This window comes from Aeromicrobium alkaliterrae (genome assembly GCF_039529015.1).
GTDB classification, from domain to species: domain Bacteria; phylum Actinomycetota; class Actinomycetes; order Propionibacteriales; family Nocardioidaceae; genus Aeromicrobium; species Aeromicrobium alkaliterrae.
This window is the reverse complement of record NZ_BAAAME010000002.1, coordinates 932,686-945,578: the sequence shown is the minus strand read 5'-3', so window position 1 is coordinate 945,578 and position 12,893 is coordinate 932,686. Positions and strand designations below refer to the sequence as shown.

Here is a 12,893-nt window from a genome sequence, read left to right as displayed (position 1 = left end):
CGAGCCCGGTCACCGCACGCGGTGGCCGGGCTCGAACGCGTCCGGGGCATGGCTGCGCGGCGGCGTGCGGTGGCCGAGGCCGTCGCCGCGGACGAGCAGCAGCACGACCTCCAGCAGGACGAGGAAGGACAGGAACAGGAGCGTGACGAGAAGGATCATGGCAGTAATTCTTCGCTCATCGCATTCCTGCCACCAGTGGCAGGAATGACAGGGTCCATCGAAAACCTGCCATGAGTGTGGCACTGTAGGGACATGGAGATCGAGCCCTACGGAGACCCGTCGCGCGTGCCCGCGCCGTCCGGCCCGCTGCGCAAGGTGGCCGTCGTCGTGCAGGACGGCGCCGAGCCCTTCGGCCTGGGATCGATCTGCGAGGTGTGGGCCGAGCCGTACCACCCGGACGACGACAACCCGGTCTTCGACTTCGTCGTGTGCGCCGAGACGCCGGGTGTCGTCAAGGGTCGCGCCGGCTTCGACCTCGTGGTCCACCACGGCCTGGAGGAGCTCGAGGACGCCGACCTGGTCTGCATCGCCCCCAAGCACGACTACCTCGACCACTCGCCGGTCGTCGCCGAGGCCATCGCCCGGGCGCACGCTCGCGGGGCCTGGATCTTCGCGCACTGCTCGAGCTCGTTCCTGCTGGGCATGGCCGGCCTGCTGGACGGGCGTCGGTGCACGACGCACTGGCGCTACGGCGAGAAGCTGCAGCAGGCGTTCCCGGCGGCCAAGGTCGACCCCGACGTCCTGTACGTCGAGGACGACCGCATCGTGACCGGCGCCGGCTCGGCCGCTGGCATCGACGCGGCGCTGCACCTGCTGCGCCGGCACTACGGGGCGCACGTCGCCGCGACGGCCGCCCGCCGCATCGTCGTCCCGCCGCACCGCGACGGGGGACAGGCGCAGTTCGTGCGAGCCCCCGTGCGTCCGGAGCAGGCCGAGACCCTCTCGCCGCTCCTGGCCTGGGTCGTGGCGCACCTCGACGAGTCCTGGACCGTCGACCGGCTGGCGCGGCGCAGTCACATGTCCGCCCGCACGTTCGCCCGCCGCTTCCGCGACGAGACCGGCACGACCCCGCTGCAGTGGGTCACCACCCAGCGGGTCGCCCTCGCCGAGGAGCTGCTTGAGAACACCGCGCTGAGCGTCGAGCAGATCGCCTCGCGCGTGGGCTTCGGCAACGCAGCGACGCTGCGCCACCACTTCACCCAGGCCCGCGGTGTGGCCCCGCTGGCCTACCGCAAGCAGTTCAGCTGTCTCGAGACCGCCTAGGTCCCGGCGACCGGGCTCAGGCCAGCTCGGTGCGCCTGACCTTGCCCGTCGCGGTGCGGGGGAGCTCGGTGCGCAGCTCGTACTGCTTGGGCCGCTTGGCGGGCGACAGCTGCTCGGTCGCGACGCGGCGCAGGTCGTCCTCGGACGCGTCACCGACCCACGCGGCGCACACCCGCTGGCCCCACTGCTCGTCGGGTCGGCCGAACACCGCGACGTCGCGCACGCCGGGGACGGCTCCGAGCACGTCCTCGACCTCGGCGGGGTAGACGTTGACGCCACCGGTGATCACGAGGTCGGTGCGGCGGGCGTCGAGGAACACGTGCCCGTCCTCGACCCGGCCGAGGTCACCGACCGAGAACGACGGCCCGTGCGGCGAGTCGGTCCACGCGGACGCGGTCTTCTCCGGGTCGCGCCAGTACTCGAACCGGGACCAGGGCGGGACGGCGCACCAGATCTGGTCCTCGTCGTCGGTCCACACGACGCGACCGGGTCGCGCGTGCCCGAGCGTCCCCGGGCGCTCCTGCCACTCCGCGGCGGAGCACGCGGTGAACTGTCCCTCGGTCGAGCCGTAGAACTCCCAGACGACGTCGGTGCCGAAGCGCTCGTGGGTCCGCACCCTGATCGGGGTGGGGCACGGTGCGCCCGCGTGGGCGACCAGGCGGAACGAGTCCGTCGCGAGTGGCACGCCGGTCTCGTCCTCGAGCGCGAAGAGCCGCTGGAGGTGGGCCGGCACGCAGAACATCGTGGTGGGTCTCAGCTCACGGAACGCCGCCGCCACGGCTGTGGGCTCGAACGGCACGACGGCGACGGCCCCGCCGGCCAGCAGGGTCCCGATCGCGAATCGCAGCGGTGCCGAGTGGTACAGCGGTGACACGGCGAGGTTGAGGTCGCTGTCGTGGAAGCCCCACAGGGCGCGCTCCTCCAGTGCGGCCGCCTCGGCGTGCTCCGGGGACAGCCAGCCCGACCACACGCCCTTGGGGCGCCCGGTCGTGCCGGACGTGAAGTGCATCGGGCGGCAGCGCGGGAAGGGATCGAGGTCGTGCTCGGGGCCCGCGTCGAGCTGGTCGAGGACGCCGGGATCGTCGACCACGAGCGCCGGCTCGACCTGGTCGAGCACCACGGCGCGCTCACGGGGCGTCAGGCGCGGGTCCAGGGGGACGGGCACCAGCCCGCTGCGCGACGCCGCGAGGACGAGGTCGACCGTCGCGGTCGTGCCGGGCGTCAGCAGGACCACGCGGTCGCCGTGGGTGAGGCCGGATCCGTGCAGCGCGCCGGCCATCCGTCGCTGTCGATCGGTGCTCTCGGCGGCGTGGTGGATCTGCATCTGGTCGCTCACGGCCCTCCTGGGTGCTCGATTCGCGTGAGGTGCATCACAGGCTTTCACCTGAAACGGGCCCAGCCCTCACCACACCCATGGCAGTATGGTTCAGTCGAGGGGCGGCTGAGACATCGGCTCGCGCCTCGTTCCATGTCCCAGATGTATGAAGGTGGTTCGACAGTGGGTTCTCCCGGCAAGCGACGGGCGGACGTGCGAGCGACCCCGGATCGTCGGGGCTCGACCTTCTGGCAGCAGCAGATCCGTCGCGTGGTGCTGCCGACGCTCGGCGTCGGTGCCCTCGCGGTCGCGACCGCTGCCGTCGCGACCAGCCCCAGCGCCGACCTGCCCGTGGGGCCCGACCGCGTGACGGTCGCGGCCAGCGAGGTCAGCCGCGGCGGTGAGCGTCCGGTCCTCGCAGCACCTGCCGCCACGGCCCAGCAGGCCGCCGGTGCCCTGTGGGTCGTCGACACGACCGACATCCGCTCGGACGCGGCGCCCGACGCGGCGGTCCTCGGCCAGGCCGAGCGTGGCACCCAGGTGCTCGTCACGGGTGTCGTCGAGGGCGACTGGACCCAGGTCCTGTACAACGACGTGCCCCGCTGGGTCACGTCCGGCGTCCTGACCGCCGAGGAGCCCCTCGGCACGGCCGCGTGCCCCCGCACGCCCGGCGTCGAGCGCGGCCTGCAGCCGGACACGATCAAGGTCTACCGCGCGGTCTGCGAGAAGTTCCCCGAGATCTCGACCTACGGCGGTCGCGCCGCGCGCTCGAACAGCTCGGGTCACCCGACGGGTCGCGCGCTCGACATCATGACGTCCGACAAGGCCCTCGGCGACCAGATCGCGCAGTTCGTGATCGACAACCACACCAAGCTCGGCGCGACCCAGGTCATCTGGCGTCAGCGCATCTGGGAGCCGGGTTCGGGCTGGCGTGGCATGGAGAACCGCGGCGGCGCCACGGCGAACCACATGGACCACGTCCACGTCACGACCTCCGGCGACGCCGCCACCAGCTGATCGTGGCGCGTCCCGCACTGCGCGTCGGCCTGACCGGCGGCATCGGCTCGGGCAAGAGCACCGTCAGTCGCCTGCTCACCGAGCACGGGGCCGTGGTGATCGACTACGACCTCCTGGCCCGTGAGGTCGTCGAGCCCGGTGCTCCGGCGCTGGCGCAGATCGCCGAGCGCTTCGGTGCCGGCGTCATCGCCGCCGACGGCACGCTCGACCGTCCCGCGCTCGGGGCCGTCGTGTTCTCCGAGGAGTCGGCGCGCCGCGACCTCGAGGCCATCACCCACCCGGCGATCCGCGACCTCGCGGTGCGCCGCGAGGCCGAGGCGGGGGACCGCGTCGTGGTGCACGACAACCCGCTGCTGATCGAGATGGGTGGTCACACCGCGTGCGACGTCGTCGTCGTGGTCGACGTGCCGGTCGAGGTCCAGGTCGAGCGCCTGGTGCGCGATCGCGGCATGACGGAGCAGGAGGCCCACGCGCGCATCGCGACGCAGGCCTCCCGGGACGACAGAGCCGCTGTCGCCGACGTGGTCGTCGACAACAGTGGCTCCGTGGACGAGCTCACTGCCAGGGTGGGGGACGTCTGGCGGGAGCTCGCGGCCCGTTAGGCCGCCAGGTCCGGATCGGCGATGCGGCGCAGCGTCGCGAGAGCCTCGCGCTCGAGCTGGCGCACGCGCTCCGCGCTGATCCCGTGGCGCTTGCCGATGTCGGCCAGCTTCTGCTGACGTCCGTCGACCAGGCCGAACCGCGACCGCACGATGTCGGCCTCGCGGTCGCCCAGGTTCTCGATCAGACCACCGAGCAGCTGACGGGTCGCGTCGGACATGACGCTCTCGTCCGGGCCCGGGGCCTGCTCGCGGGCGATGAGGTCGCCCAGCGAGGTGTCGCCGTCCTCGTCGACGGGGGTGTCGAGGCTGACGTGGTCGCGTCCCCAGGAGATCAGGTCGATGACCCGGTCGACGTCCATGTCGAGGACCATCGCGACCTCGGTGGGGTCGGGGTCGTACCCGAGCTCGCGCTCGAGGTTGCGGCGCGCGGCCGTGACCTGGTTGAGCTCCTCGACGACGTGCACGGGCAGCCGGACGACGCGCGCCTGCTGCGCGATGCCGCGCGTGATGGCCTGACGCACCCACCACGTGGCGTACGTCGAGAACTTGAAGCCCTTGCTGTAGTCGAACTTCTCGACCGCGCGGATCAGGCCGGTGTTGCCCTCCTGGACCAGGTCCAGCATCGGCATCGCCGAGCGCCCGTACTTGCGGGCGATCGAGACGACGAGCCGCAGGTTCGCCTGGACGAACTCCTGCATGGCCCGGTCGCCCTCGGCGGCGATCCACTCCAGCTCCTCGCGGTCGGCGCGCTTGGGGGCGCCGCCCTTGGCGCGGCCGATGCGGCCGCTCTCCAGCAGGTGGCGCGCGAACAGGCCGGCCTCGATCGTGCGGCTCAGCTCGACCTCGCGCTGGGCGTCCAGCAGCGGCGTCCTGGCGATCTCGGCCAGGTACATGCCGACGCTGTCCTTGCCCTCGGACTCGCGGACTCGGGTGTCGGTCTTCGTGCTCATCTTCGCCTCCCGGTGGTGTCTCTACGGGGGGTCAACGCACGGGGCGCCTGGAGGATTCCCCTCTCAGGCGGTTCTTAGGCCGGAATTCGAGGCGTGTCGCGGCTCACGACGTGCTCGCGGGGGCGCCGGCGGCCGTGTCGATGATCCAGGCGAGCTCGAAGGCGCGCTCACGCCAGGAGTCGTACCGGCCGCTGACGCCGCCGTGGCCGGCGTGCATCTCGGTCTTGAGCAGGATCGGGGCGTCGCCGGTGGTCGTGGCGCGAATGCGGGCGACCCACTTGGCGGGCTCGACGACGCTCACGCGGGTGTCCTGCAGGCTCGTGACCGCCAGGATCGCCGGATAGGGCCGTTCCTGCACGTTCTCGTACGGGGAGTAGGACTTCATGTACGCGTAGACGTCGGCGTCGTGCAGCGGATCGCCCCACTCGTCCCACTCGATGACCGTCAGCGGCATCGACGGGTCCAGGATCGTCGTCAGGGCGTCGACGAACGGCACGGCGGCCAGGACCCCGCGGAACGCATCGGGCGCCAGGTTCGCGACGGCGCCCATCAGCAGGCCTCCGGCGCTGCCGCCCTCGGCGACGAGGCGCTCGTGGCTGGTCCAGCCCTCGGCCACCAGGTGGTGCGCGGCCGCGACGAAGTCGGTGAACGAGTTGCGCTTCTGCGCCATCTTGCCGTCGTCGTACCAGGCGCGGCCCATCTCGCCCCCGCCCCGGACGTGCGCCACGGCGAAGACGAAGCCGCGGTCGAGCAGCGAGAGGCGGGCCACCGACATGCCGGGGTCGATGCTGATCTCGTACGCGCCGTACCCGTAGAGCAGGGCGGGCGCGGTGCCGTCCTGCGGCGTGTCGGCCCGCGCGACGACCGAGACCGGGACGAGCGTGCCGTCCTCGGCGGTGGCCCAGGTGCGGTGCTGCACGTAGTCGGCCGGGTCGTACCCGCCCAGGACCTCGGCCTGCTTGCGCAGGTGCGTCTCGAACGTGTCGGGATCGAGGTCCAGCACGGAGGACGGCGTGACGAACGAGCCGACGCCGATGCGGATCAGGGGCTGGTCCCACTCGGCGTTGGCGCCGAGCCCGCAGGAGAACAGCTCCTCCTCGAAGGGGACCTCGCGCATCGGACCGAAGCCGGTCGCCTCGATGTCCAGGACGCCGAGCCGCGTGAGCGCGGCGCGTCGGTACGAGACGAACAGGTGCCGGGCGAAGACGTCGACGTCCTCGAGACGCATGCCGGGGTCGGCCGCGACGACGACCCGGCCGTCGCGCGCCGATGCCAGGGGAGAGGTGAGGACGGGCTCGAGGTCGACCGCCACGAGCTCGAAGTCGGGAGCGCCGTCGTTGTGCAGCAGCAGGAGCACGTCGTCGCCCCCGACGACCGCGTGCTCCACCGAGTACTCGACGCCGGTGCTGCGGGGCAGGACGACGCGGAACTCGCCCTCGGGGTCGTCGGCCGGCAGGAGCCGTGACTCGCTGGTGATCTTCGACGACGCGCCGATCACGAGGAACTTCTCGGACTGGGTGCGGCCGATGCCGGTGAAGAAGCGCTCGTCGGTCTCCTCGTGCACCAGCACGTCGTCGGCGACGGGGGTGCCGAGGCGGTGGCGCCACACCCGATGCGGACGCCAGGCGTCGTCGACGGTCGAGTAGAAGACGTGGGTGCCGCCGGCCGACCACGTGGCGCCGCCGCTCGTGCCGGGGATCTCGTCGGCGAGCTCCTCGCCGGTGCGCAGGTCCTTGAAGCGGATCGTGTAGCGCTCGTCGCCCGTGAGGTCGGTCGAGTAGGCCAGGAGGGTGTCGTCGTCGGTCAGGCTGAAGGCGCCGAGCGCGAAGAACTCGTGACCCTCGGCCAGCACGTTGGAGTCGAGCAGCACGTGCTCGCCCGGGGCCTCGATCCCGGCCTCGACCGCGGGCGGGGTCCAGTCGCCCGGGGTGGCGGGGCAGCGGCTCCGAATCGCGTACGACAGGCCCTCGACCGTGCGGCTGAAGTACCACCAGTCGCCGTGGCGCACCGGCACCGACAGGTCGGTCTCACGGGTGCGGGCCTTGATCTCGCCGAAGATCGTCTCGCGCAGGTCGGCGAGATGGGCCGTGCGTGCCTCGGTGTAGCCGTTCTCGGCCTCCAGCAGGGCCAGCACGTCCGGGTCCTCGACGTCGCGGAGCCACTCGTAGTCGTCGATGAACTCGTCACCGTGGTGGCGGCGGACGACGGGGCGCACGTCGGCGACGGGTGCGTCGGGAGTACCGGTCATGGCTCGACGCTACTGACGGACGCCCGAGCCGACAGGGCCGGGTCGTCGGCCGGGAAGGTCTTGACGGGACCCGAGGGCGACTCCCGCGTCTCGAATCGGACCGTGACGAGCCCGAGACCGGAGCCCCACACCCAGCCGTCCCCGTGCTCGGTGTGCGTGACGTCCTGGCCAGGCGACCAGCCACGCCGCCGGGCGCGCTCGTCGCGCGAGGGGAGCGGCACGAGGTCCTCCTCCGGCTCCGGCTCGCTGAACAGGTCGTCCTGGACCCAGTCGGCGAGCCCGCTCACGCCGACGCCCAGGAGCCGCAGGCCGCCCCCGAGGTCCTCCGCGTCGAGCAGCCGACGGGCGGTCGCGGCCAGCACGCCGCCGTGGTCGGTGGGGCCAGTCAGCGTCGTGGACCGGGTGTGCGTCTCGAAGTCGTGGTAGCGGACCTTGAGCGTGACGGTGCGTCCCGACAGACCGTTGGCGCGCAGGCGCTGGGCCACGCGGCGCGCCATCTGCTCGGCGATCGCGGTGAGCTGGACGCGGTCGACGAGGTTGGTCTCGAAGGTGTCCTCGACGCTGATCGACTTGGTCTCGCGGGACGCCTCCACCGGGCGGTCGTCGTCGGCGCGCGCGAGCCGGTAGAGCGACGTCGCGGTCGTGGGGCCGACGTGGGCGCCCAGGTCGTCGGCCGTGAACCGCCGCAGGTCCTCGACGGTCGCGACGCCCAGGCGGCGCAGGCGCTCGGTCGTGGCTGGTCCGACCCCGGGGATCGCCGTGACCTGCATGGGGCCGAGCACGTCGGCCTCGGTGCCCGGCTGCACGATGAACGCCCCGTCGGGCTTGTTGATCTCGCTGGCGATCTTGGCCATGAGCTTGCTCGAGGCCACGCCGACCGACGCGGTGAGGCCGTGCGTCCGGCGCGTCACGTCGGCGCGCAGCTCCTCGACGAGCTCCTCCACGCGTTCCGGGTCGAAGTCGTCGCCCGCCGCCAGGTCGACGAACGCCTCGTCGAGCGACAGGGGTTGCACGACGGGCGAGAGCTCGCGCAGGCGCGCCATGACGATGCCGCTGGCCTCCCGGTACGCGTCGAACCGGCCGCCCAGGAACGCGGCGTGGGGACAGCGGGCCCGGGCCTCGGCCGAGCTCATCGCCGAGCGCACCCCGAACTTCCGGGCCTCGTAGGAGGCGGTCGACACGACGCCGCGGGCCCCGACACCGCCGACGACGACGGGCTTGCCGCGCAGCGACGGCTTGTCGCGCTGCTCGACCGAGGCGAAGAAGGCGTCGAGATCCAGGTGCAGGATCGAGGCCGTGGACCGCATGGCTCCATTGTCCTCCTCGTCCACAGGCTCTGGTCGTCCACAGGGCCGAGATCGGTGCGGACACCGCCTGCCCGCGCGGCCCACCGTGGAAGGCATGAGCAGACACACCCCCACCGACTCCACCCCGGTCTACCGGGCCCGCAGCGTCGGCGACCTCCTGGCCGCGGTGCCGACCCTGTTCGGCTTCAGCCCGCAGGAGTCGTTCATCGCCGTCGCGACCTCGCGCCCCCGCAACCGCTTCGGGTTCCGGCTCAGGATCGACCTGCCCCAGCTCGACCACATCGACGCCGCCGCCGACGTCGCCGTGGGCCACCTGCGCCGGCAGGGGGCCGAGGGGGCGATCCTCCTCGCCCTGTCCGACGACCACGAGCGGGCCGAGGAGATGGTCCGAGCCGCTCTGGCGCGGCTCGACGACGACATCGAGCCGATCGTCGTCGCCTGGGCCGACGGCGAGCGGTACTGGCAGCCGCTGCCGCGCTTCCCCGACCACGGCGTGCGCTACACGACCTCGCCCCACGACCTCGCCGTCGTGCAGGCCGTGGCCGCGGGTCAGGAGATCCTCGCCGACCGGGCGGAGCTCGTGGCCCGGTTCGCCCCGTGCGCGGGCGCCACGGCCGAACGCATGGCCCACGCCACGGGGCTCCACCTCGACCGCGTGCTGCGTGTGTTCGGTCAGAACCCGAGCCCCGAGGGTCTCGTGAACGCCGCCACGGCCGAGCTCGACCCGATCCTCGACCGGGCCCTGCGCGAGCAGGAACGTCTCTCCGACGACGACGTCGCCCTGGTGTCGCTGTGGTGCTCGTCGATCGCGGTGCGCGACGAGGTGTGGTCGCGGATCGGCCTCGAGAACGCCCGTGACTGGCTCCGGGTGCTGACCGACGTCTCGGGCCGGGTCGCGCGCCCGTTCGTCCCCTCGGTGTTGGGCCTCACGGGCTTCGCGGCCTACATGGTCGGCGACGGCGCCCAGGCCGTCATCGCGCTCGAGCGGGCGCTCGGGGCCGACCCCGCGCACCGGATGTCGCTGCTGATGATGGAGATCATCCAGGCAGGCGTCTCGCCCGACGAGTACGCGGCGTTCGACCAGCTCGCGGTGACGGAGGCCAGGGCGCCCGAGCGCGAGCGGGAGCGTTCTGCCTGACCCGGCCCTACGCTGTCGGCATGGGTCAGGACGTCGACCACCAGGAGTTCTCGGGCGAGGACCGCCGCCGCTACCGGGCGAAGGTGCGCCGGTGTCTCGACGTGCTCGCGCGCATGCTGACCGAGCGCGACTTCTCGGTGGGTGAACCGCTGGTCGGGATCGAGATCGAGTTCAACCTCGCCGACGAGAACGGCGATGCCGCGATGACGAGCGGCGAGACGCTCGCCGCGATCGCGGACGAGGACTTCCAGACCGAGCTGGGGCGCTACAACCTCGAGATCAACGTGCCACCTAGGCCCATCGCGGGCCGCGGGTTCGCCGACCTGGAGAAGACGCTGCGCGACGACCTGAACGAGGCCGAGCGCAAGGCGGCCGCCACGGGCTCGGGCCTCGTGATGGTCGGGATCCTGCCGACCGTGGGGGAGGAGCACTTCTCCCGCGAGGCCATCGCGCCGGACCCGCGGTACACCCTGCTGAGCGAGCAGATCCTGGCCGCACGGGGCGAGGACATCGAGATCCTGATCGACGGCGTCGACCGGCTCGACATGCGCACCGACACGATCATGCCCGAGGCGGCCTGCACCAGCACGCAGCTGCACCTGCAAGTGGCGCCCGAGAGGTTCGCCGCGGTGTGGAACGCGGCGCAGGCCATCGCCGGGGTGCAGGCTGCGACGGCCGCCAACTCGCCGTTCCTGCTGGGGCGCCAGCTCTGGCACGAGACCCGCATCCCGCTGTTCGAGCAGTCCACCGACACCCGCAGCGAGGAGCTCAAGGCGCAGGGGGTGCGCCCGCGGGTCTTCTTCGGCGAGCGCTGGGTGACCTCGGTCTTCGACCTGTTCGAGGAGAACGTCCGCTACTACCCGGCGCTGCTGCCGATCGTCGACGACGAGGACCCGATCGAGGTCATGGCGGCGGGCGGTGTGCCCCAGCTGGGCGAGCTGCGGCTCCACAACGGCACGATCTACCGCTGGAACCGCCCGATCTACGACGTCGTCGACGGCCGACCGCACCTGCGGGTCGAGAACCGCCTGCTGCCAGCCGGCCCGACCGTCGTCGACACCGTCGCCAACGCCGCGCTGTTCTACGGCCTCGTCTCGGCCATGGCGTCGGCCGACCGGCCCGTGTGGTCGCGGATGCCGTTCGCGGTGGCCTCGGACAACTTCTACGCGGCGGCGCGCCGGGGGATCGAGGCCGAGCAGCGTTGGCCGGGTCTCGGCACGGTGCGGGTGCGCGACCTCGTGCTGCACCACCTGCTCCCGCTCGCGGCCGAGGGCCTGGACCGGCTCGGGGTGGACGGCGCGGTGCGTGACCGCTCGCTCGAGGTCATCGAACGTCGCTGCGCGCTGGGCGTGAACGGTGCGACCTGGCAGATCGACGCCGCCGACGCCTTCGACCGCGCCAGCGACCCGCAGGCCGCGATGCGCCGTCTCGTGCGGGCGTACCGGGAGCGGATGCACGAGGGCGAGCCGGTGCACAGCTGGTCCCTGCCGACCGGATAGCGCGAGTCGGCGTCACGGACCTTGTGCGGTCGTGGCAGACTAGGTCCAGAGGTTGACCAGAGGTCTCCTTGTCGCGCCCTTGAACCGTTCGAGAGGTGGAAACATGCCGGTGAATCCAGCTGCTTCAGCCATGAAGACGGTGGGCAGGCTCATCCCCAAGACGCTCAAGGATGCGGCGGGTGCGGCCACGTCGGCCGCGGACGACTCCGCTGCCAGCCCAGAAGTCAGCCCAGAAGTCAGCACTGCACCTGACCCGTCCCGTTCGACCCCGGAAGACACTGTGACGAATTCCTCCACCTCGGCGAAGGCTCCCGCCAAGAAGACCGCGGCCAAGAAGGCTCCCGCCAAGAAGGCACCTGCTGCGAAGAAGGCGGCGCCGGCGAAGAAGAGCACCACGAAGCAGGAGATCTCGGTCGAGATCACCGCTGACGAGGTTGTGGTCGAGGTCGGCCAGCCGGTCGCGGTCGACGAGAACGGCAAGAAGATCCTGCCGGACATCTCGGACGACCAGTTCGTCAAGGACGTCAAGAACGACCCGACGATCAAGGAGGACGAGCAGTCCGCCTTCACGCTGAGCGCGGCCGACGAGTCCGACGAGCCCGTCCAGCAGGTCATGGTCGCCGGCGCCACGGCCGACCCGGTCAAGGACTACCTGAAGCAGATCGGCAAGGTCTCGCTGCTGACCGCCGGCGAGGAGGTCGAGCTCGCCAAGCGCATCGAGGCCGGCCTGTTCTCCGAGGAGAAGCTCGCCGCAGGCGGCCGCATCTCCGAGAAGGTCCGTGAGGAGCTCGACTGGATCGTCCTGGACGGTCGTCGCGCCAAGAACCACCTGCTCGAGGCCAACCTGCGCCTCGTCGTCTCGCTCGCCAAGCGCTACACCGGCCGCGGCATGCTGTTCCTGGACCTGATCCAGGAGGGCAACCTCGGTCTGATCCGCGCGGTCGAGAAGTTCGACTACACCAAGGGCTTCAAGTTCTCCACGTACGCGACCTGGTGGATCCGTCAGGCCATCACGCGCGCTATGGCCGACCAGGCCCGCACCATCCGCATCCCGGTGCACATGGTCGAGGTCATCAACAAGCTCGCGCGCGTCCAGCGCCAGATGCTCCAGGACCTGGGCCGCGAGCCCACGCCGGAGGAGCTGGCCAAGGAGCTCGACATGACGCCCGAGAAGGTCGTCGAGGTCCAGAAGTACGGCCGCGAGCCCATCAGCCTCCACACGCCGCTGGGCGAGGACGGCGACAGCGAGTTCGGCGACCTGATCGAGGACTCCGAAGCCATCGTCCCGGCCGACGCGGTCTCGTTCACGCTGCTGCAGGAGCAGTTGCACGCGGTGCTCGACACGCTCAGCGAGCGCGAGTCCGGCGTCGTCTCGATGCGCTTCGGCCTGACCGACGGGCAGCCGAAGACCCTCGACGAGATCGGCAAGGTCTACGGCGTCACGCGTGAGCGGATCCGTCAGATCGAGTCCAAGACCATGAGCAAGCTGCGCCACCCGTCGCGCTCGCAGGTGCTGCGCGACTACCTCGACTGAGGTTCCGCACTCTCAGCACG

The 12,893-nt window shown here is 71.6% G+C and carries 11 protein-coding genes; 6 read left to right on the top strand and 5 right to left on the bottom strand.

Annotated features, from left to right (window positions below; all coding sequences use genetic code 11):
• Positions 1-9: 9 nt before the first annotated feature.
• Positions 10-159, bottom strand: coding sequence for a hypothetical protein (locus ABD127_RS05805; RefSeq protein WP_344198677.1), 150 nt, complete (start codon positions 157-159; stop codon positions 10-12).
• A gap of 93 nt (positions 160-252) precedes the next feature.
• Between ABD127_RS05805 and ABD127_RS05800 the strand changes: the two genes are divergently transcribed.
• Positions 253-1,263, top strand: coding sequence for a GlxA family transcriptional regulator (locus ABD127_RS05800; RefSeq protein WP_344198675.1), 1,011 nt, complete (start codon positions 253-255; stop codon positions 1,261-1,263).
• A gap of 16 nt (positions 1,264-1,279) precedes the next feature.
• Here the strand turns inward: ABD127_RS05800 and ABD127_RS05795 are convergent, their stop codons facing one another.
• On the bottom strand, positions 1,280-2,599 hold the full coding sequence (locus tag ABD127_RS05795) for a class I adenylate-forming enzyme family protein (RefSeq protein WP_344198673.1): 1,320 nt from the start codon (positions 2,597-2,599) through the stop codon (positions 1,280-1,282).
• Between the two features lie 192 nt (positions 2,600-2,791).
• Between ABD127_RS05795 and ABD127_RS05790 the strand changes: the two genes are divergently transcribed.
• Both ABD127_RS05790 and coaE read left to right on the top strand, forming a co-directional pair.
• Positions 2,792-3,595 carry an SH3 domain-containing protein gene (locus ABD127_RS05790; protein WP_344198671.1) on the top strand — a complete coding sequence of 268 codons (804 nt, stop codon included), beginning with the start codon at positions 2,792-2,794 and terminating at the stop codon, positions 3,593-3,595.
• Positions 3,596-3,597: 2 nt separating this feature from the next.
• Positions 3,598-4,197, top strand: a complete 600-nt coding sequence (gene coaE, locus ABD127_RS05785) for a dephospho-CoA kinase (protein WP_344198669.1) — start codon at positions 3,598-3,600, stop codon at positions 4,195-4,197.
• Here coaE and ABD127_RS05780 read toward each other — a convergent pair.
• The 3 genes from ABD127_RS05780 to ABD127_RS05770 all read right to left on the bottom strand — a co-directional run bounded on the left by ABD127_RS05780 (position 4,194) and on the right by ABD127_RS05770 (position 8,702).
• Positions 4,194-5,147 carry a sigma-70 family RNA polymerase sigma factor gene (locus ABD127_RS05780; RefSeq protein ID WP_344198667.1) on the bottom strand — a complete coding sequence of 318 codons (954 nt, stop codon included), beginning with the start codon at positions 5,145-5,147 and terminating at the stop codon, positions 4,194-4,196. The two genes, coaE and ABD127_RS05780, sit on opposite strands and share 4 nt — an antisense overlap.
• Positions 5,148-5,250: 103 nt before the next feature.
• Positions 5,251-7,395 (bottom strand): S9 family peptidase, encoded by a 2,145-nt coding sequence (locus tag ABD127_RS05775; RefSeq protein WP_344198665.1) that lies wholly within the window; start codon positions 7,393-7,395, stop codon positions 5,251-5,253.
• Positions 7,392-8,702 carry a DNA polymerase IV gene (locus tag ABD127_RS05770; protein WP_344198663.1) on the bottom strand — a complete coding sequence of 437 codons (1,311 nt, stop codon included), beginning with the start codon at positions 8,700-8,702 and terminating at the stop codon, positions 7,392-7,394. Before ABD127_RS05770 ends, ABD127_RS05775 begins: the two co-directional genes overlap by 4 nt.
• 94 nt (positions 8,703-8,796) lie before the next feature.
• Here ABD127_RS05770 and ABD127_RS05765 point away from each other — a divergent pair, with 94 nt between their 5' ends.
• The 3 genes from ABD127_RS05765 to ABD127_RS05755 all read left to right on the top strand — a co-directional run bounded on the left by ABD127_RS05765 (position 8,797) and on the right by ABD127_RS05755 (position 12,873).
• Positions 8,797-9,840: a DUF4192 domain-containing protein gene (locus ABD127_RS05765; protein WP_344198661.1), complete on the top strand. Its 1,044-nt coding sequence runs from the start codon at positions 8,797-8,799 to the stop codon at positions 9,838-9,840.
• Positions 9,841-9,860: 20 nt separating this feature from the next.
• Positions 9,861-11,339 carry a glutamate-cysteine ligase family protein gene (locus ABD127_RS05760; protein WP_344198659.1) on the top strand — a complete coding sequence of 493 codons (1,479 nt, stop codon included), beginning with the start codon at positions 9,861-9,863 and terminating at the stop codon, positions 11,337-11,339.
• A 103-nt stretch (positions 11,340-11,442) separates the two neighbouring features.
• Positions 11,443-12,873 carry an RNA polymerase sigma factor gene (locus ABD127_RS05755; protein ID WP_344198656.1) on the top strand — a complete coding sequence of 477 codons (1,431 nt, stop codon included), beginning with the start codon at positions 11,443-11,445 and terminating at the stop codon, positions 12,871-12,873.
• Positions 12,874-12,893: the final 20 nt, after the last annotated feature.

Bases quoted from the DNA above. Each gene is read 5' to 3' on its own strand.
- ABD127_RS05775 (WP_344198665.1), bottom strand. From the start codon at position 7,395: ATGACCGGTACTCCCGACGCACCCGTCGCCGACGTGCGCCCCGTCGTC.
- ABD127_RS05755 (WP_344198656.1), top strand. From the start codon at position 11,443: ATGCCGGTGAATCCAGCTGCTTCAGCCATGAAGACGGTGGGCAGGCTC.
- ABD127_RS05805 (WP_344198677.1), bottom strand. From the start codon at position 159: ATGATCCTTCTCGTCACGCTCCTGTTCCTGTCCTTCCTCGTCCTGCTG.
- ABD127_RS05800 (WP_344198675.1), top strand. From the start codon at position 253: ATGGAGATCGAGCCCTACGGAGACCCGTCGCGCGTGCCCGCGCCGTCC.
- ABD127_RS05780 (WP_344198667.1), bottom strand. From the start codon at position 5,147: ATGAGCACGAAGACCGACACCCGAGTCCGCGAGTCCGAGGGCAAGGAC.
- ABD127_RS05765 (WP_344198661.1), top strand. From the start codon at position 8,797: ATGAGCAGACACACCCCCACCGACTCCACCCCGGTCTACCGGGCCCGC.
- ABD127_RS05760 (WP_344198659.1), top strand. From the start codon at position 9,861: ATGGGTCAGGACGTCGACCACCAGGAGTTCTCGGGCGAGGACCGCCGC.
- ABD127_RS05770 (WP_344198663.1), bottom strand. From the start codon at position 8,702: ATGCGGTCCACGGCCTCGATCCTGCACCTGGATCTCGACGCCTTCTTC.